Raw genomic sequence first — 20,036 nt, 5'->3', positions numbered from 1 at the left:
GTCTGTAGATATGGGAATGGCAGTATTTAGCGGTTCATGTTCTTCATTTGCTTTAGTGGCAGATAGTGATCCTAACAGTTTTACAGTATCAGGATTAACAATAGGAGATACGTATTATGTATCTGTTTACGGTTGGGCATCAGGAACAAGTACGGCGCAAACAAATTTTAATATTTGTGTCGGAACAGATCCTGCATTAAGTAATTCTGATTTCGGAATTGTTGATAGCTTCAAAGCTTATCCTAATCCGGTAAAAGATATTTTAAATTTAGAATATTCTTCAGATATTACAGAAATAAGAGTAATTAACTTATTAGGTCAAGAAGTTTTGGTTCAAAAAGCTAATGCAACTTCAACTCAAGTTAATATGACAAATTTAGCAGCAGGAACTTATATTGTAAATGTACAAGTAGGAGATACTGTTAAAACATTGAAAGTTATTAAACAGTAATTTTTTCAAGAATAATTTTTAAAGCCTCGCAGTGTGCGGGGCTTTTTTTATGGCTATAAGTAGTATATTTGTTAAAAAAAGAAACGTGTACTTTTCATTTATTATTCCTGTATATAATCGTCCTGAGGAAATTGATGAACTTCTCAATAGTTTGTCAAAATTAGATTATGATATGCCTTTTGAAGTAGTAGTGGTTGAAGATGGTTCCAAAATAGATTGTAAAGAAATTATTGGTAAGTATCAAAATGAACTTCAGATCAGTTATTTCTATAAACCAAATTCAGGACCGGGGGATTCTCGTAATTTTGGAATGAAACAAGCTAAAGGAGACTATTTCATTATTTTAGATTCTGATTGTATTATTCCGAAAGAGTATTTGAGAAAAGTAGAAAAAAGCCTTTCTGATCATTATGTAGATTGCTTCGGTGGTCCCGACGCTGCTTTGGATTCTTTTTCAGATATTCAAAAGGCCATTAATTTTTCAATGACCTCTTTTTTAACTACAGGTGGAATTAGAGGAGGAAGTGAAAAAATAGGAAAATTTCAACCTAGAAGTTTCAATATGGGACTTTCAGCTAAAGCTTTTCAGAATTCCAATGGATTTGGGAACATTCATCCTGGAGAAGATCCTGATTTATCTATTCGTTTGTGGAAACTAGGATATGAAACCAAATTAATTACTGAAGCCTATGTGTACCATAAAAGACGAATCGACTGGAATAAATTTTTTATTCAGGTTAATAAATTTGGTAAAGCCAGACCGATATTAAATCATTGGTATCCTGAATATAAAAAAGCAACTTTTTGGTTTCCGACGTTATTCATTTTAGGTTTTTTAATTTCAATATTTTTATTGGGAGTAAAAATATATTCCGGACTATTGATCTATGTGTTTTATTTTATGCTATTATTTTTTTCGGCTTTATTTGTAACTAAAAGTATTAAAATAGCGTCTTATAGTATTGTGGCAGCAATAATACAATTTTATGGATATGGAATAGGTTTTGCAAAAGCCTTTTGGAATATAAACATTCTGAAAAAATCACCTGAAGAATCACATCCGGAGTTGTTTTTTTAAGATTAAATAATAAATATGACCAAAATAATAGGCTTAACAGGCGGAATTGGAAGTGGTAAAACGACAGTTGCTCAATATATTGCCCGGAAAGGAGTGCCTGTTTATGTTTCAGATTTAGAAGCCAAGAGAATAACAGAATTACCTGAAACCATACAAGAGATTAAAGAAATTTTTGGGAATACGATTTTAGATGCTTCAGAATTTCTCGATAGAAAAGAATTGGGGAATATTGTATTTAATAATCCTGAAAAATTGAAACAACTCAACCAGATCATTCATCCTAAGGTAAAACAGCATTTTCTAGACTGGCTTAAAACAAATAAAGACCAGCCTTTTGTAGTCAAAGAAGCCGCTATTTTATTTGAAACAGGAGGAGATAAAGATTGTGATTATATAATATTGGTTACAGCACCAATTGACGTGCGTGTAGAGCGAACCGTTAAAAGAGACGGTTTGACCAGACAACAAGTTCTGGATAGAATTAACAATCAAATGTCTGATGACGAAAAAGCTGCAAAGAGCGATTTTGTAATTAATAATATTGACTTACAGGATACATTTAACAAAATTGACAATATTTTCGTAAAAATTAAAAAATCGTAAAAAAGCATCTTTTTGTTAATCTTTGGTTAATGTATTTTAACAAGAAATGTTAAAAAGTTAAATTTGTATTGATGAATAAGACAAGGTTTAGGTTACTAGCACTATTAATGAGTTTGTCATTAATAGGAATCATTACGGTTCAGGTATATTGGATAAACACTTCGTTGAGCATAAATGATGAGCAGTTCAAATACCAAGTTCAACAAGTAATCAGTCATGTTGCTGAAAATGTGAACTCAAGAGAGTTAAAAACATTCATCACAGAATATAATAAAATTAAAGACAGTATCGGGAAAGAGCCTGAAACTAATGTCTTAAAAGAGATTCTTTTTTACGAAAAAGATACCAAAACCAATGAAACCATTATCTATACCAGTACATTAGTTGCTGAAAATTATGGAATTAATGGGTCGTTCTTTGATAAAAATGCAGATTCGTTATGGGTTAAGAACATAGTTTCTAACCGAAAAACAGAAATTTATAACGGAAATGTTTTAGATGATAATAACCGACAAATGAACAGAACTCCTGATATTACTATTCGTAAATCAGGTTCATTATCAAGTTTAGATAAAGCTAATTTTGAATTGGCAATGAAAGATATTGTTTCAGCAAGACCTATTCAATCCAGACTTAATGCCGAAGAATTACAACACCTTCTAAAAACAGAATTAGATAATTATGGTATTAAAACACCTTTTGAATTTGGAGTTTACAGTAATGGTTTGGCAACTAAAGTTCGTTCGGAAAATTTCAAATACGATAAAAATAAAACGTATGGTATCCCGATTTTTAAAGACGGAGACGGTAAAGTAAACTATCAGCTATTAGTATCATTTCCACAAAAAAGTAAATTTGTTTTCTCAAAAATATTAGGTTTAACACTTCTATCATTGTTATTTACTTTGGTTATTGTTCTAACCTATACAAGTGCGCTGAATCAATTGATAAAACAGAAACAGATCTCAGAAATCAAAACCGATTTTATCAATAACATGACGCATGAATTTAAAACACCTATTGCCACAATTAATTTAGCTTTAGATGCGATTAAAAATCCCAAAATCATTGACGACAAAGAAAAAGTACAGCGTTATCTTCAAATGATTAAGGATGAGAACAAAAGAATGCATGCCCAAGTAGAAAATGTGTTGCGCATTTCGAAGTTAGAACGAAATGAACTAGACATAGAAAAAGAACCTACAGATGTAATGGAAGTATTAGAAAACGCCATAGAACACGTTGGTTTGATTATAGAAGACAGAGAAGGCGGTATTACCACTCATTTTGACGCAGACAGAACAACTATTTTATTAAACGAATCTCATTTTACCAATGTTTTGGTTAATGTTTTGGATAATGCCATAAAATATTCTCCTGAAAAACCAATAATAGATGTTTATACAGAAAACGTAAAAGATTACATCTTAATTAAAATTCAGGATCAAGGTTCAGGTATGAGTAAAGCAGCTCAAAAAAGAGTTTTTGAAAAGTTTTACCGTGAGCATACAGGTGATCTGCATAATGTAAAAGGTCATGGTCTAGGTTTGGCTTATGTAAAACAAATTGTAGAAGACCATAACGGACAAATTTATGTAGAAAGCGAAAAAGGAAAAGGAAGTACATTTATAATTAAAATGCCATTAATAAATTAAGATATAAAATATATGGAAGCTAGAAAAATTTTATTAGTTGAAGATGATCCTAACTTCGGTGCAGTACTGAAAGACTACTTACTGATTAATGATTTTGAGGTTACACTGGCTAAAAATGGAATGGAAGGCTTTGAGAAATTTAAAAAAGATAACTTCGATTTGTGTATACTAGATGTTATGATGCCTTATAAAGACGGGTATACATTAGCTAGAGAGATCAGAGAAAAAAATCAAGAAATTCCTATCATATTTTTAACAGCTAAAACATTAAAAGAAGATGTTTTAAAAGGATACAAAGTAGGAGCAGACGATTATTTGAATAAACCATTTGATTCAGAAGTACTATTGATGAAAATCAAAGCCATTATGCAAAGAAAAGCTTCTGAAACAAAGCCGGATAATACAAAGTTCGAATTTCAGATTGGCGAATTCCACTTAAATTCTAAATTACGTTTCTTATCTTATCAAAATGAGGAACCAATTAAGTTGTCGCCAAAAGAATGTGAATTATTAAAAATGTTGGCGCTTCATGAAAATGATTTGATGCCAAGAGAATTAGCATTAACAAAGATATGGAGAGATGATAATTACTTTACATCTCGTAGTATGGATGTTTATATCGCTAAATTAAGAAAGTACCTAAAACGTGATGAAAATGTTGAAATATTGAACATTCACGGAGAAGGATTCCGTCTAGTAGTGAAAAAATAATTTTAGTGTTAAGGTGTTTAAAAAAGGCTATTTCGTTATGAAATAGCCTTTTTTATTTAAATATCTTTTTTATAAGTTCGTCTTCTTTTGTGTATCCTTGGATTGAAATTCTTCCAAAGATTGTGCATTGCATGATTCTCTTCCAGTTCCGGAGTTCTAATGCACGTGTTGATATTTTTAGCTTTAAAAGTCTTGTAATACTCTTCAAAAATAATAGCAGTTACGCCTTTTTTCTGATATTCCGGTAAAATACCAATTAAGTAAAAAACAGCTTCTTTCGAATGTTTTTTTGCTTGCAGTAAATGCCACCAACCGAACGGAAATAGTTTTCCTTTCGCTTTTTGGAGCGCTTCGGCAAATCCGGGCATTACAATCGTAAAAGCCACCATATTGTTATTTTCATCCATAATGAATTTAATATATTCCGGATTGATAAACCCAATATGTTTTCGTTTTACATATTCAATTTGTTGCGGCGTAATAGTAACGTAAGATTGTAATTTTTCGTAAGTTGTATTAAAAACAGCAAACATTTCATCAACATAAGGCATAATATCCTCAGACTTGGTGAAATTCAAATTTCTTAATTTATAACGCTCTTTTATCATTTTACTAGCCCTCATGAATCCAGCCGGATCAACATCAAGCATTGAAAAAATACTTTCTTGGTATTCCTTTTCGATAACTAAACCTAATTTTTCGAAATGTTCTATATAATAAGGTAAACTATACCATGAAATCATAGTGCTAACTTCGTTGAAGCCTTCCGAAAGAACACCTACTTTGTCCAAATTGGAGAATCCTAACGGACCTTCTAAATGATCCATGCCGCGCTCTTTTCCAAATTCGGTAACTTTGTCTAATAACGCTTGGGTTACTTCAACATCATCAATAACGTCAAACCAGCCGAAACGAGTTTTCTTTTTGTGTAACGTATTTACTTCATCCCAATTGACAATAGCAGCAATTTTACCTACTATTTTGTTGTCTTTATAAGCCAAAAAAAGCTTTAAATCACAATTTTCTAAATTTGGATTTTTCTCTTTATCAAAAGTTTCCATTTCTTCTGAGATCAATGGAGGAACCCAATACGGATTGTCCTTAAATAATTCAAAAGAAAATAGAATGAAATCTTTAAGTTCTTTTTTGGTCTTTACTTCTTTAATTGTAATCATAATTAGTCTTCGATCTGAACAGCATCTTTACGTTTTTTCTTTTCTTTGTCGGCTTTTTTCTTCATTTTTTTATCCATTTTACTGCCGTTATCTTCCTCAAGTTTTACATCTTCGTGTTTTTCAGCAAATCGCCAAGAAAAACCAATTCCGCCATAAAATAAAGAAGGCGTACTTTTGATGTTTTTACCAATAGAAGCATCCAATTGCATGTCTTTGTGGAATAAATAAGCAGCACCGATTCTAAAAATTCCGTCTGAATAATAATCACCGCTATAGCCTTGGTTTTCAATAAATCCGGACCATTTATCATTGAAACCACGTGTCAATGTCAAAATATAATTCAAACTTTTAAAATCAGATGTAAATTTATCATAAGTAATGTTAGTAACCAAAACCCAATGGCGACCAAAATGATTTTGCGCAATAGCTGTAATCTTAGGGCTTATACTTGGCTCTTTAATATAGGAAGGGGCATAGTTAAATGGTGTATCTCCTACTGCGAAATTAGCTCCGGCATATACTGCTACTGCCGGAATAAATTGTCTCCATTTGATTCTATGGTTGGCTTTCCAGCTATAAATATTTTCCTTTTCAACATAGTTTTTGAACGGATCGTAAATCAAATATTTAGCTCCCAAAGTCAACTGTCTAAAACCGCTTCTGTTTTCGTCTAAAAAAGGAGAAGTGTATTTGTCGGTTTGATACTGAATATCGCCAACAATCTCTAGTTCTTCTTTCCAAACCCCATAGCGTAGTTGCAATTCGCCTATAAAACCATTGGCATCATATTGTAGTTTATCATGATTTTCGGCTTTATACATTAGTCCCGCTTCGGCTTGAATAACTTTTTTCCCAATAGAATAAGCCATCATGGAACGCCCCGGTCGATTCGAATTGATTTCATCTGTAAACTGAGCAGAAGCCATTCCGCAACCCAACAGAAAGAAACTTAAAAGTGCTGAAATTCGTTTCATAAAGAAATTTTTTATTTCCAAAAATAGCATTTTTATCATAATTTTAAGAAACAATTCAGGCAAAATAAACACTTATGTAGTATATTTGAATTTTAAAAAATAATAAAAATGGAATTGGCATCGTTTACCGGATTTATCAGAACGCTGTTTTACATTATAATGTTTTATTATCTGTTCCGATTTCTAGCTCGAATCTTTGCACCAATAGTAATGCAAAAAGCTGTTGATAAAGTTCAAGAGAGAATGCAGGAGCAAATGAAACAACAACAGCAAGCATATCAAAATTATAACAATCAAGATACAACTCAAAAAGAAATGCCTAAAGAAAAGAAAAAAGTAGGCGAGTATATTGATTACGAAGAAATTGAGTAATTATTAATTCACACAAGTTACCCGAAAAAGGATGTTGAAAGCTACAATATCCTTTTTTTATTTACCTTAGCACCACTTTTATAATATAAATAGTATAAACAGAAAAATCAAAACTAAAATAAATAGATGAAAAATATAAAATCGTATTTGCCTCATGCTTTAGCTGTTTTAGGCTTTATAATGGTAGCCTTGATATATTTTTATCCGGTTTTGCAAGACAAAGTAATTTATCAGTCCGATATTGCACAATACACCGGAATGGCAAAGGAACAAAACGATTTTAGAAAAGAAAAAGAGCAAGAACCGTATTGGACCAATAGTGCTTTTGGTGGAATGCCAACGTACCAGTTAGGAGCCAATTATCCGCATAACTATGTAAAAAAACTAGATAGTGCTCTCCGTTTTTTACCACGCCCGGCCGATTATCTGTTTCTTTACTTCATAGGGTTTTATATTTTGTTAATGGTGTTGAAAGTAGATCCGTTAAAAGCTTTTTTTGGAGCTTTGGCTTTCGGATTTTCAACCTATTTAATCATTATTTTAGGAGTAGGACATAATGCTAAAGCGCACGCGATTGCCTATATGCCCATGGTTTTAGCCGGAGTTTTATTGGTGTTCCAAAAGAAATATTGGCTAGGAGGAATTCTTACCATGTTAGCTGCTGCCTTAGAAATTCAGGCAAACCATTTCCAAATGACCTATTATTTATTGATTTTATTAGTAGTTGTTGGAATTTTTTATGGAATTCAGTTAGTGAAAGAAAAGGCTTTTAAAGATTTAGCAAAAATATTAGGTGTTTTTGCAATTGCCGGAATCTTAGCTATTGGAGCCAATGCGACCAATTTGATGGCGACTTCAGAGTACACAGATTATAGTATACGAGGAAAAAGCGAGTTGACATTTAATCCTGATGGTTCGAAAGACGAAACTAAAACATCAATGAAATACGATTATATTACAGAATATAGTTATGGAATTGGCGAAAGTTTAAATTTAATTGCACCAAGACTTTATGGAGGAGGACATGCCGAAACTTTGGATGAAAACTCTGAAGTGTATAAGTTTTTACTGGGATATGGAGCAAGTCATTATGAGGCTTTACAAACTGCCCAAGAATATGGAAGAACGTATTGGGGAGATCAACCCATAGTAGAAGCACCTGCTTATATAGGTATTGTAGTTTTCTTTTTTGCTGTTTTAGCTTTATTTATAGATGAAAGAAGAATTAAATATGTATTTCTTGCAGGAGCAATTGTAGCATTGTTTTTATCTTGGGGTAAAAATTTAGATTTTTTAACTCGATTTTTTGTTAATTATATTCCATTATACGATAAGTTTAGAGCGGTTTCTTCAATTCAAGTTGTTTTAGAATTATGTTTCCCTGTTCTAGCGGTTATGGGAATGTATTCCTATTTTAAATCACCTAAAGAAGTTCAATTAAACGGATTGAAAAAAGCACTTGCTGTAGGTGGTGGTTTACTAGTTTTTCTATTGGTTTTCAGGGGAATGTTTAGTTTTTCGGGAGCAATAGATGGAAAATTAATGCAGGTTTTTGAACAAAGTGGCGATAATTCTTTCGGAATTAATTTTGTTAATGCCTTAAAAGAAGATCGTAAAAGTATGTTTACTTCCGATTTGCTCAGAGGATTGTTTTTAATTATAGCTACTGCTGCTGCTTTATGGCTTTATACTAAAGAAAAATTGTCTTCTACGATTGCAGTTGTTGTAATTGGAGTATTGATGGTTGGTGATTTGTTTACAATTGACAAAAAATATGTTGCTAAAGATAAGTTTGTAGAAGCTTATAAAATGAAAGCTCCATTTCAAGAGACCGAAGTTGATAAAGAAATTTTAAAAGATAAATCTGTTTTTAGAGTTTACGAAATTCAAGGAAGACTACAAGGTAGAACATCTTTTTTTCACCATTCCGTAGGCGGATATAGTGCTGTAAGACCAAGAAGAATGGATGAATTATTTAATTATGAAGTAGAAAATAAGTTTGAAGAATTAGTTAATTCAGTAGATTTAGAAACATCAACTTTAAACAAAAACAATTCGATATTAAACTTATTGAATGTTAAGTATTTGATTTTTCCTGGTCGAGGTAGAGATATTTTGGTTAAAAACCCATCAGCCAATGGAAATGCGTGGTTTGTTGAAAAAGTACAAATGGTTAATTCAGCAGATGAGGAAATGCAAGCTTTGGATAAATTGGATACCAAAAAAATAGCGGTTTACAATTCTTCTTCTAACGAAAAAAACAATTTTAATGCCATTGGAAAAGATTCGTTAGCAACAATTCAGTTAGAGGAATACGAACCTAATTATTTGAAATACACTTCCAATAATAGCAAAAATGGTTTTGCTGTTTTTTCTGAAATGTATTATAAAAACGGATGGAAAGCGACTATTGACGGTCAACAAGCACCTATTTATAATGTAGATTATGTGTTGAGAGGGTTGTCAATTCCTGCCGGAAAACACACAGTTGAGTTTACTTTTGAACCGCAAGTGGTTAAAACCGGAAGTAATATTGCTTTATTCAGTTCTATTGCAATGATTTTGGTTGTTGTTGGTGGAATTTATATGGAAACCAAAAAGAAAAAAACACAAGCGTAATTATTTTGAATACTGTTCAACCGACTAAAAAAGTACTCATTGTATCGTATTACTGGCCGCCGGCAGGTGGGCCTGGCGTGCAACGTTGGTTGAAGTTTGTGAAATATTTACCCGATTTTGGTATTGAACCGCATGTCTATGTTCCGGAGAATCCAACGTATCCTTTAGTAGATGAAAAATTAGTCAATGAAGTTGCTCCACAAGCAGTTATAATAAAACAACCGATTGTGGAGCCTTATGGTTTGGCGGCAGTTTTTTCAAAAAGGAAGACTAAAAAAATCAGTTCCGGGATTATAACGCATAAAAAAAAGCAATCTTTTGCTGAAAAAGCCATGCTTTGGGTTCGTGGAAATCTTTTTATACCCGATGCCAGGGTTTTGTGGGTGAAACCATCGGTTCAGTTTTTGAAAAAGTATATAACAGAAAACCAAATCGATACGGTAATTACTACTGGTCCGCCGCATAGTTTGCACTTAATTGGTTTGGCACTTAAAAAAGAGCTAAATATTCGTTGGATAACCGATTTTAGAGATCCGTGGACGACTATTGGATATCATAAAGAGTTGAAATTAAGTAGTTGGGCTGCCAAAAAACATAAAACTCTGGAAAAGAAAGTATTGAATAGTTGTGATCAAGTAATTGTGACTTCGTCCACGACTAAAAAAGAGTTTGAACAGTTAACCAACCAACCGATTTCGGTGATTACCAATGGGTATGATGTGGAAAATGTAAAGGCAAAGCCAATGGACGAGCAGTTTACTTTGGCACATATAGGGTCTTTACTATCCGAAAGAAATCCGGTTGTTTTATGGGAAGCATTAAGCGAATTAATTTTGGAAAATGCGGATTTTAAAGCCAAATTTCAGTTGAAATTGATTGGAGCAGTCAGTGCGGAAGTTATTGAAACGCTACAAAAATTGAATTTGGGAGTGTATTGCAATCTTTTAGGTTATATTTCGCACGAAGAAGCATTGCAAGAACAACGTTGTTCGCAAGTGCTGTTGTTGATAGAAATTGATTCTAAAGATACGAAATGTATTATTCCGGGAAAGTTGTTTGAATATATGGTTTCAGACCGACCAATTATGGCTTTAGGACCCCAAAATGCTGATTTTGCTCAAATTTTAAAAACAACGAATACCGGAAAGTTTTTTACGTATACCGAAAAAGAAGCGGTGAAATCTTATATTTTGCAGTTGTTTGAACAGTATCAAAAAGGAGATTTAAAAGTGTATCCTGTAGGGTTACAACAGTATAGCAGAAAGGCTTTAACGAAGGAACTAGCGTCTTTTTTAGCTTGATTTTGCATTAGGGATTGAGGTTTTGTTTAAGCTCGCCGATAGGCAGCGAGTACCGAAAGCCCGACCCCGAAGGAGGGAATGCCCATAAAAAAATCCTGCTTTGCTAGTGCTCCGCAGGATTTAAAAACTAACCAACCAAAAACCTATTTATTATCTTTTTGTTTTAATTTCTTCTGTTTCTTTTTTGATTTCTGCTACATCGGTAGTGCTCATTTTAGCTTTTGAACCGTCTTTTCTGTAGTAGTAAAAATCATCATTACTGTAACCATAATCGTCATTTTCGTAAGTGTAAACCGTAGTAGGATAGTGGCTGCTAGCCGGTGCATAGGCATATCCTTGGTTATACGTATTTACAAAGCCAACGATGTTAATGATGCGTCCTCTGCGATCGTAAATAATGCGTAAATTCCCGATTTGTTTCAGAGCAAAACTGTTGTAGCTCATATATACAGATCCCACACGTTTTACTCTTCCTTGCGCATCATAGTTGATAAAAACGTTACCTACACGTCTTACACGTCCCATGTTGTCATGCTGTACTAGTACGCCACGATTTCCATTGGTATTATAATATCTAACAGAAGAGCTTCTTGGAGCTCCGTAAGTTGTATTTCTCGGTTGTGCATAGTTAGAAGGCGCTGTATTGAAATCGAAATCTCCGTTTGGAAAAACTAAAAATTCAACACCTCTTTCCATGAAAGCAATTGGCTCTGCATATCGGTAATCGATAGGAGGAAAGCTATTGCGTTCAACAGCATCAATAACCTCGTTAGCTGATGCTTTTGTAATTCCTGTTCCTAATAAGAACATGGTTGCGAGTACTAAAGTAATTTTTTTCATAACACATCAAATTAAGGTTAAACATTCAATTATTTTGTTTGATTAGGTATAACCAATTTGCGTGCCAAAATTTTTTTAAAGGAAAAAGAAGAACAAAAAAAGAGAGCAATCTGCTCTCTTTTTATATGATTTTTTTCAACTGATTTTTATTGAAGTCCAAAATATTCATTCAATTTATATTGTAATAATTGATCATCTTTAAGTACTTCAAAACCGAAATTAACGACAATCCAAACGATAATTAATAACCAAATAATGCTAATTATAAGACCTATTATGGCTAAAATTTTACCCACTTTAAGGTTGTTATAATTGGAATATAGTTCAGGATTTTCGTTATAAAGTCGGGTATCTTTAGCAGCTAAAATAAGTGCAATGATACCTAAAATTATTCCTAAAATGCCATAACAACAGCATCCGAAAAGTGAGACAATTCCTAAAATTAAAACGCCGGTTGCATTAGGTAATTTTTGATTTTCCATAAAAAATATTGAGTTTTTAGATTAGTTAAACATTTTAAAGACATAAGAAATAACCATAACAATCAAGTTTAAAATAGCTAAACTAATAACTATTTTGGTGTAGTTTCGGCTCTTGTCTACGAGGTGTAAAAAGATAAAAACAAACAAAAAAATGAGAGTATAAATAGGAGGGTACATTTTAAAAGCAGCTACAAAGTCACCTTGAAAAAGTAATAGAAGTGCACGTTGTGTTCCACATCCCATGCACTCAATTCCGAAGAGTTTTTTACTCATGCAAGGAATCATGTATTCTTCCATTTTGATGTATTTAAATCCGTTTTTAGTATTTAAAAGTAAATATAAAAAATCTTTCTTTTATTGTTATTATATTTGAAAAAAATAAGTTTTTGTATGAAGAAAATACTATATCCGATTTTGTTTTTTGGAGCTGGATTTTTAGCGATTTGGGAACAGTCAAAAGTAAATCCAAACAAGTTTTTGATGATAGGGTGTATGGCAATTTTTATGATAGGTGTGTATCAGTTAATGAAAAAAATACCAAGTAAAAACGAAGAAGAAAATGAACAAGAATAACATTGAAGTAGGGGACAGAGTTGCAGTTTTAGACGAGGCAATTGAAGGGGTGGTTTTGAAGATTGAAAAGCAAGAAATTACGCTCAAAACAGATGATGATTTTGTGATGACATTTTTTGTCAACGAATTGGTTAAGTTAAACAATACTAGTTATTTGAATAATATATTTTCAAGTAAAAGTTTATATGAAGTATTGGAAGATAAAAAGGAGCCTGAAAAGCGAAATTTTACTAAAGAAAAGAAGTCGAAAAAAGAGGAGTATGTAGTAGAAGTCGATCTGCACATTGAGAAGTTAGTGACTTCAAGTAAAGGTTTAAGTAATTTTGATATTTTGAATATTCAGATGGATACGTTGCGACATAAATTGGAGTTTGCAATTAGGAATCGTATTCCGAAATTGGTCTTCATTCACGGTGTTGGTGAAGGTGTTTTAAAGTCGGAAATTGAGCATTTTTTAGCTCGATATGACAATGTGGTTTTTCAGGATGCAAACTATCGGAAGTATGGTTTGGGAGCTACTGAGGTTTATATAAAACAGAATTCGAAATAAACAAAAAAGGAAGCCGAAAGGCTTCCTTTTTTGTTGGTCTAATAAAAAAAAATTAAAACTCTTCTTCGTAATTTCCGAAAATATAAGTTTCAAAATTAAAGGTTTCTCCTCCTCCTTCAAGACTCACATTTTGAAAAGTAATATTATGAGTCAAGCCTATTATTTCATTTGAACTGTCATAAAGATAATCAGTGATAATGATGATAAAGCCTCCGTTAGCATTCCACTCATTTGTAACTACAGGAGTAGCCGGAGGAATTTCTCCGCAAAAGGAAGAAGAAGTTACATTATCAGAATATTTTCGATAGATAATTTTATGAGATGAATTTACACTCAATTCAAGAGGTTCGTCATCGGGAGTTTCTTCTGTTGGTAAAGTACCTTCAGGTAAGCTTAAAAGCAAAGCTTCTGAATCATTAATTTTGTAAAGTAAATTAGTGTCGCTGCATTTTAGTACAGACTGGCTATCGAAATTAAAAGATTGCAAAGTCATGTCTCCATCATCACATGAGTGAAGAAAAAAAGCTAATAGTAAAACGCCTAATATGTTTTTCATCGTTACAAATTTTTATGGAAACAAAAATAAGTTTAATATTCAATATTTCCTGAGTGTGAAATTAGTTTTTTAAATTTGAATAAAATTGTTGTCAGTGAATTTTCGTTTTGTCATTATCGTTTTCTTTTTTCAGTACTTTCTTTTCGCACAAGTAACCTTACCTTTTGTTGAAAATTTTTCAAAACAGGATTATAGCGGAGATAATCAGGTTTGGAGTGTTTCACAAGGAGAGGATAATGCTCTTTATTTTGCAAATAACAGCTTTTTTGTCCGTTATGACGGTGTTAAATGGGAAAAGTATGCTTTGCCTAACAAAACAATAATCAGAGCTGTTTTAGCGCATAAAAATAAAGTTTTTACAGGTTCTTATAATGAATTCGGTTTTTGGGAAAGAATAAATGGTGTAATGCAATATACTTCTTTGTCTGAACCCAATGATTTATTTAATAAGAATTCGACAAGTGAAGAAATCTGGAAGATTTTTGAAGTCGATCATAAAATTTACTTTCAAACATTTAATGAATTATATATTTATGATGGAAAGAAAATTGATAAAAAACGTTTTCCATATCAAATTTCTTATTGCTTTGTAGTTAGAGATCGGATTTTTGCAGCAACAGTACGAAAAGGCGTTTATGAATTCTTAGCGGGAGAGTTTGATAAGGTTTCCGGTTTAGAAGCTATAGATGACAATATCATTTACGGAATTGACGCGTATGAAAATCAAAATTTCTTTTTCACACAAAAAAACGGAGTTTTTGTTCAGAACATTGAAGAAGAATTATCAGTTTGGAAACATCCTATCAATGAAAAGCTGAAAACACAAATTATCATCACAGCAAAAGTATTTCAAGGAAAAGTTTTAATAGGAACTGCTTTTAACGGAATTTATATTGTAGACATAAAAACAGGAGATTATTTCAACATCAATCGTTCAAATTCACTCCGAAACAACTCGGTGCTGAGTATGTCTGTTGATAAAGAACAAGATGTTTGGTTAGGATTGGATAATGGTATTTCTCATATTATCTTAAATTCTCCATATCAAATTTTTTCGGATAGCTCAGGGCAGTTAGGAACAGTTTATAGTATAGCTCCAATTGGTGATGGATATTTATTAGGGACGAATCACGGTGTTTTTTTAAGTGAAAATAATAGTATTAACTTAATTCCAAATAGTCAGGGGCAGGTTTGGGATATTGAGGAAATAAATGATAAATATATTATTGGACATAATGAAGGAACTTTTGAATATTCAAAGTCATCGGGATATCATAAATTAAATGAGCTAACCGGCGGATGGAAATTAAAAAAAGACAAATTTGCAAATCGCTATATTCAGGCAAACTATACAGGTTTGTATCTTTTTCCCGATTCTAATGATTTTTCAGTTCATAAAAAAATAGATGATAAATTAAAACCTGTTAAAGATTTTATACAAGTTGGCCCAAAAACATTTGTCTTCGCCGATGGATATAGAGGGCTGTTTAAGGCAGAATTAGATCAAAATGATAATTTATCCAAAATAAAAAATTTAACTCATTTGAATGGGATACAAAATGATTTTAGTGTAAAATTGTTTCACTATAAAAATTCTGAGTTGTATTTCATAAACAATACTTGGTATGCTTTAGATCCTATTAATGATAAATTAGTCGAAAATTCACTGTTTAATACGAACTTTAAAGATATTCAAGAAATTATACCATTAGATGATGCTAATTTCATTGTGAATAAAGAAGGAAAGTTATTTATTATCAATCATATAGTAAACGATTTTATTTGGGTGCCCATTCCACAAGAATACTATTTGGGTAAATTAATCAATAATGAAACTATTGCTTATAAAATAGGAGAGAAATATTTGATCAATACAGATGATGGTTTTCTTCAAATTAATTCTCTGAAAAGCCAGTTTGCAAAACAAAACGTTAAGATAGAATTGTCAACAGTGGCCAATGTTTTTCTTAAAGAAGGAGAAACAGTTCCTTACAAAGAACAATTAAAAGCTTATATTATTTCGGAATTTTACGGAAGCAAGAAAGCAACACTCTTTTATAAAATTGATGATGAAAAATTACAGCCATTAGAAAAAGGAATTATTGAATTGCGAAGTTTAGCTAGCGATTCGCATACTATAGCTGTTTATTATAATGACGGAGAAAAATACATAAAAGCAGCTCAATTTTCATTTCAAGTAGCAAATCCTTGGTATTTTTCCATCTGGATGAAGTTCGTTTATGTGCTGATTCTTGGATTGTTCTTGTTTTTGTATTACAAATGGACAAAATATAAATATATACAAAAGCTAAAGCTAAAAGAAGAAGATTTAAAACATAAAAACGAAATCTTACGTCTGGAAATAGAAGCAGAAAACAAATTAAAACTTCAGGAATATGAAAAACATATTCTGGAAAGTCAAGTTCAGGCAAAAGCGAATGAATTAGCAAGTAAATCACTTTCTATAGTTAAGTTGGGAGAACTTATAGAAAGTATCCAGCAGGTTTTAGAAACAGAAAAAACAGTGGCGTCTTTGAAAGCGAAAATAAATAAAGCGATAAAAATTAATACTTTAAATAAAAACGAATGGAAATCTTTTGAGGAGAATTTACTGAAAAGTAATGAGGATTTCGTAAAATCCTTAACGAATAAGTATGATAACCTAACATCAAAAGATATTAAACTTTGTATCTATTTAAAGATGAATTTATCTTCTAAAGAAATAGCGCCTCTAATGAATATAAGTTATAGAGGAGTGGAACTTCATCGTTACAGACTGCGTAAAAAAATGGATTTAGACTCTTCAAGCAATCTTAACCTATTTATGAATAATATAAAATAAAGTACTTTTTTTTATAGCATTACTATTTTATATCATATCAAATTACAAAATTACAATACATCATTACTACATCTAAAGCTTATTTTTTGTAGTGTCTTTTTGAATATTTTAACATTTTTAATTAATTGTAAATCAATAATTTATAATTTAAAAAATAATAAATGATGTAGTATTGTAGTGAGTTATTTCGTTGGTATTACAACGTTGTAGTTGTACTTTTATCACTCAAAACCTTAACACGAATTAACAAAATGAGACAAATTTTAGTAATTATTTCATTGCTCTTTATTCCTATAATTTCTTTTGCTCAGGAAATTAAAGGAAATGTAGTAGATGAATTTGGAACACCACTGTCAGGTGTAACCATACAAGTTCTGCAAACAGAAAAGTATTCCATGACTGATTTTGATGGGAATTTTACAATTGAGGCTAAACAAGGTCAAGATTTAAAATTTACCATGATTGGGATGCAAGATTTAGTAGCAAAAGCTACACCAAACATGAAATTAGTAATGTCTGAGAGTTTAACACAACTTGAGGATGTGGTAATGATTGGTTACGGTAAAGCAAAGAAACGCGATCTTACAGGTTCAATAGTAAGCGTAAAAGGAGAAGAAGTTGCAGATAAACCTAACAATAATGTTTTAAACTCTTTACAAGGTAAAGTAGCAGGTTTACAAGTAGTAAACTCCGGACAACCAGGAGCAGAACCAGATGTACGTATTAGAGGAACTATTAGTTTGTATCAAACAAAACCTTTGTACGTAGTTGATGGTATTTTTACAGATAATATCGACTTTGTTAACCCAAGTGATATAGCTTCATTAGAAGTATTGAAAGACCCTTCTTCATTATCTGTTTTTGGTGCTAGAGGTGCAAACGGAGTTATTTTAGTAACAACTAAGAGAGCTAAAACTGGTGAAACTGTTATAAACTATAATTCATCTGTAGGTTTTAAAAGTATTACAGGGAAACCGGATATGGCTAATGCTTCTCAGTTTAAGACTTTGTACGATATGCAAAGACAAAATCAAGGACTATCTCCTTATTCATACTATGATTTATATACTGCAGATACTGATTGGGTAGATACAATAGCTAATGACAATGCATTATTCTATAATCATAATATTTCTTTTTCAAATTCTTCTGAAAACAATAAAATCTATGCAGGTTTTGGTTATTCAAACGAAGAAGGTTTAGTTAAAAATGAATTATATAAAAAGTTTACCGCAACTTTAAATGATGAATTAACAATCAAGAAAAATTTAAAGTTAGGTGTTAATTTAAATTTTTTAGATGCTCGTTTGCCTAGACTCGGAAATTTTACAAGTGCATTAAATTCAACGCCAATTGTAGCTCCTTTTAATGATGTAGAAGGTGTTTATAATCAATTGCCTACTGATATGGGAGGCGCTCAGTTAGGAAATCCACTTCTTGAAGTAGAAGGAAAAAAAGGAACCCAACTTAATAGAGATACTCGTTTTGTGGCTAATGTATTTGCAGAATTGAAATTCTTGGATCATTTTACATTAAGAGGAGCTTATTTAGCTGATTTAGATTATAATAAGGGTAGAGGATATACCCCTGTTTTTGATGTTTATGCTGCTGAATCTGATGATTTAACAGTTTATGGTTCTAATCTTCTAACTAGAGTAAATCAGTACAGTAACTATAAGCAAAATTTACAACAGGATTATACTTTGTCTTATGAGAATACATTCGGAAAGCATAATGTAACGTTATTAGCAGGTCATACGCGTTATGAAGAATATTATACTGCAATGAGCGGTACGGTTTCTAATTTTCCAATTTATGATGAAAATGGAAATGATACCAACCAAATTCCGAATGATCCAAGATGGTGGTATTTAGATGTTTTTCCTTATGGAGATCCAACAACTAGATTGTCAAATTCTGACCAATGGGATAGAGCAACTTTGTCTTATTTAGGACGTGTGCTTTATAATTATGATGGAAAATATATGCTTAATGCATCAATAAGACGTGACGATTCTTCTGAATTGAGAAAAGCACAAAATTTTTGGGCTGTTGGAGCAGCTTGGGAAATTTCTAAAGAAGATTTCTTTAAAAATGATTACGTAAATTATTTGAAATTAAAAGGGTCAATGGGAGAACAAGGTAATCAATTTACATCATTACATTACCCTACTTACCCATTATATATATCAGGACAAAGTGCCGTTTTTGGTGAAACTTTATTTCCTGCGAATGTTCTTGCCTATAGAATTAATCCAGATTTGAAATGGGAAACAGTTTTGTCTAAAGAAATTGGTTTAGAAGTGGCAGCATTTAACAATAAATTATCTTTAGAAGTTAATTATTATGACAAGACTACTAAAGGTCTATTAGCTTATATTACTACATCTACAGATGAGTTTTATGGAAATGTGGGAGAAGTGAACAATAATGGCTTTGAATTTGTCGCTTCATGGAAAGATGAAATAAATGATAAACTTAATTATTCAATATCAGGGAATTTAACAACTATGAATAATAAAGTGATAAGTTTATACGATGAAGGATTTGATTATTTTACTAGCCCAACAAGAACGATTGCAGGACAACCTATTAGTTCTTTTTATGGTTATGTAGTTGAAGGTGTTTATCAAACTGAAGCAGATGTTTTGTTATCCCCTACAAGTAATGTGGGAACCTATGGAGTGGGAGATTTAAAATTTAAAGATGTTAATGGAGATGGAGTAATTACGCCTGATGATAGAACATATATAGGGAATCCAACTCCTGATTTTACTTATGGTTTTTCTGCTAATGTAAACTATGACCATTGGAGTTTAGGTTTAGATTTTCAAGGAGTGTATGGAAATGAAGTATACAGAAACTGGGGTAATGGTTCAACTTATGCTCAATTCAATTATAGAACTGATCGTTTAGGAGCTTGGAACGGACCAGGAACTTCAAATTGGGAACCTCAAGTAAATGATGCTTCAGGTTATAATTCTTTGCCATCTACCTATATGATTGAGGATGGTAGTTATTTAAGATTGAGAAATGTTCAATTGGCGTACAATTTTGATAATGATTTTTTAAATAGAATGAAAATCAAAAGTTTAAAATTATTCTTAAACGCGCAAAATGTGGTTACTTGGAGAAATAATTCAGGGTTTACTCCTGAATTTGGTGGAAGTCCAACTCAGTTCGGTGTAGACAATGGATCTTATCCTATACCTGTTATCACTACTTTAGGTTTAAATGTTACTTTTTAAAAAAAT

The 20,036-nt window shown here is 31.8% G+C and carries 18 protein-coding genes; 12 read left to right on the top strand and 6 right to left on the bottom strand.

The genetic code is table 11. The features are described from left to right. The 5 genes from ACUSJC_RS09650 to ACUSJC_RS09630 form a co-directional block, all read left to right on the top strand. On the top strand, nucleotides 1–451 hold a 451-nt coding region (locus ACUSJC_RS09650), incomplete at its 5' end, for a T9SS type A sorting domain-containing protein (RefSeq protein ID WP_449269367.1). Between the two features lie 85 nt (nucleotides 452–536). Then, nucleotides 537–1,529 (top strand): glycosyltransferase, encoded by a 993-nt coding sequence (locus tag ACUSJC_RS09645; protein WP_449269366.1) that lies wholly within the window; start codon nucleotides 537–539, stop codon nucleotides 1,527–1,529. Between the two features lie 15 nt (nucleotides 1,530–1,544). Further along, complete coding sequence (gene coaE, locus ACUSJC_RS09640; RefSeq protein WP_449269365.1) at nucleotides 1,545–2,132, top strand: dephospho-CoA kinase; 588 nt, start codon at nucleotides 1,545–1,547, stop codon at nucleotides 2,130–2,132. 71 nt (nucleotides 2,133–2,203) lie between these two features. Continuing rightward, complete coding sequence (locus ACUSJC_RS09635) at nucleotides 2,204–3,787, top strand: sensor histidine kinase (protein WP_449269364.1); 1,584 nt, start codon at nucleotides 2,204–2,206, stop codon at nucleotides 3,785–3,787. Between the two features lie 12 nt (nucleotides 3,788–3,799). Then, a complete protein-coding gene (locus ACUSJC_RS09630) occupies nucleotides 3,800–4,498 on the top strand; it encodes a response regulator transcription factor (RefSeq protein WP_449269363.1) in 699 nt (232 codons plus the stop codon). A 56-nt stretch (nucleotides 4,499–4,554) separates the two neighbouring features. Here the strand turns inward: ACUSJC_RS09630 and ACUSJC_RS09625 are convergent, their stop codons facing one another. Together ACUSJC_RS09625 and ACUSJC_RS09620 are read right to left on the bottom strand one after the other, a co-directional pair. Next, nucleotides 4,555–5,673 carry a GTP cyclohydrolase gene (locus ACUSJC_RS09625; protein ID WP_449269362.1) on the bottom strand — a complete coding sequence of 373 codons (1,119 nt, stop codon included), beginning with the start codon at nucleotides 5,671–5,673 and terminating at the stop codon, nucleotides 4,555–4,557. Nucleotides 5,674–5,675: 2 nt separating this feature from the next. Beyond that, complete coding sequence (locus ACUSJC_RS09620; RefSeq protein WP_449269361.1) at nucleotides 5,676–6,647, bottom strand: transporter; 972 nt, start codon at nucleotides 6,645–6,647, stop codon at nucleotides 5,676–5,678. A 108-nt stretch (nucleotides 6,648–6,755) separates the two neighbouring features. Here ACUSJC_RS09620 and ACUSJC_RS09615 point away from each other — a divergent pair, with 108 nt between their 5' ends. The 3 genes from ACUSJC_RS09615 to ACUSJC_RS09605 all read left to right on the top strand — a co-directional run bounded on the left by ACUSJC_RS09615 (nucleotide 6,756) and on the right by ACUSJC_RS09605 (nucleotide 10,939). Further along, nucleotides 6,756–7,019 carry a DUF4834 family protein gene (locus tag ACUSJC_RS09615; protein WP_449269360.1) on the top strand — a complete coding sequence of 88 codons (264 nt, stop codon included), beginning with the start codon at nucleotides 6,756–6,758 and terminating at the stop codon, nucleotides 7,017–7,019. A gap of 126 nt (nucleotides 7,020–7,145) precedes the next feature. Continuing rightward, the gene (locus ACUSJC_RS09610; RefSeq protein WP_449269359.1) at nucleotides 7,146–9,638 is read left to right on the top strand and encodes a YfhO family protein; all 2,493 of its coding nucleotides are present in this window, start codon (nucleotides 7,146–7,148) and stop codon (nucleotides 9,636–9,638) included. Nucleotides 9,639–9,643: 5 nt separating this feature from the next. Then, a complete protein-coding gene (locus tag ACUSJC_RS09605; protein WP_449269358.1) occupies nucleotides 9,644–10,939 on the top strand; it encodes a glycosyltransferase family 4 protein in 1,296 nt (431 codons plus the stop codon). A 150-nt stretch (nucleotides 10,940–11,089) separates the two neighbouring features. Here ACUSJC_RS09605 and ACUSJC_RS09600 read toward each other — a convergent pair whose 3' ends face one another. The 3 genes from ACUSJC_RS09600 to ACUSJC_RS09590 form a co-directional block, all read right to left on the bottom strand. Then, nucleotides 11,090–11,779 carry a hypothetical protein gene (locus ACUSJC_RS09600; RefSeq protein WP_449269357.1) on the bottom strand — a complete coding sequence of 230 codons (690 nt, stop codon included), beginning with the start codon at nucleotides 11,777–11,779 and terminating at the stop codon, nucleotides 11,090–11,092. Between the two features lie 146 nt (nucleotides 11,780–11,925). Continuing rightward, nucleotides 11,926–12,261, bottom strand: a complete 336-nt coding sequence (locus ACUSJC_RS09595) for a CCC motif membrane protein (protein ID WP_449269356.1) — start codon at nucleotides 12,259–12,261, stop codon at nucleotides 11,926–11,928. 21 nt (nucleotides 12,262–12,282) lie between these two features. Beyond that, nucleotides 12,283–12,534, bottom strand: coding sequence for a DUF2752 domain-containing protein (locus ACUSJC_RS09590; RefSeq protein WP_449269369.1), 252 nt, complete (start codon nucleotides 12,532–12,534; stop codon nucleotides 12,283–12,285). Nucleotides 12,535–12,651: 117 nt separating this feature from the next. Between ACUSJC_RS09590 and ACUSJC_RS09585 the strand changes: the two genes are divergently transcribed. Continuing rightward, complete coding sequence (locus ACUSJC_RS09585) at nucleotides 12,652–12,834, top strand: hypothetical protein (protein WP_449269355.1); 183 nt, start codon at nucleotides 12,652–12,654, stop codon at nucleotides 12,832–12,834. After that, the gene (locus ACUSJC_RS09580) at nucleotides 12,821–13,384 is read left to right on the top strand and encodes a Smr/MutS family protein (RefSeq protein WP_449269354.1); all 564 of its coding nucleotides are present in this window, start codon (nucleotides 12,821–12,823) and stop codon (nucleotides 13,382–13,384) included. The genes ACUSJC_RS09585 and ACUSJC_RS09580 overlap by 14 nt, the downstream gene beginning before the upstream one ends. A gap of 52 nt (nucleotides 13,385–13,436) precedes the next feature. Here ACUSJC_RS09580 and ACUSJC_RS09575 read toward each other — a convergent pair whose 3' ends face one another. After that, the gene (locus ACUSJC_RS09575) at nucleotides 13,437–13,940 is read right to left on the bottom strand and encodes a hypothetical protein (protein ID WP_449269353.1); all 504 of its coding nucleotides are present in this window, start codon (nucleotides 13,938–13,940) and stop codon (nucleotides 13,437–13,439) included. Nucleotides 13,941–14,034: 94 nt separating this feature from the next. Here ACUSJC_RS09575 and ACUSJC_RS09570 point away from each other — a divergent pair, with 94 nt between their 5' ends. Then, nucleotides 14,035–16,782 carry a histidine kinase gene (locus ACUSJC_RS09570; protein ID WP_449269352.1) on the top strand — a complete coding sequence of 916 codons (2,748 nt, stop codon included), beginning with the start codon at nucleotides 14,035–14,037 and terminating at the stop codon, nucleotides 16,780–16,782. Between the two features lie 251 nt (nucleotides 16,783–17,033). Beyond that, the gene (locus ACUSJC_RS09565) at nucleotides 17,034–20,030 is read left to right on the top strand and encodes a SusC/RagA family TonB-linked outer membrane protein (RefSeq protein ID WP_449269351.1); all 2,997 of its coding nucleotides are present in this window, start codon (nucleotides 17,034–17,036) and stop codon (nucleotides 20,028–20,030) included. Nucleotides 20,031–20,036: the final 6 nt, after the last annotated feature.

The sequence above is a fragment of the Flavobacterium sp. U410 genome, from assembly GCF_053570605.1.
Note: the sequence above shows the minus strand (reverse complement) of the source record. Positions and strands in the feature narration are given on the sequence as shown.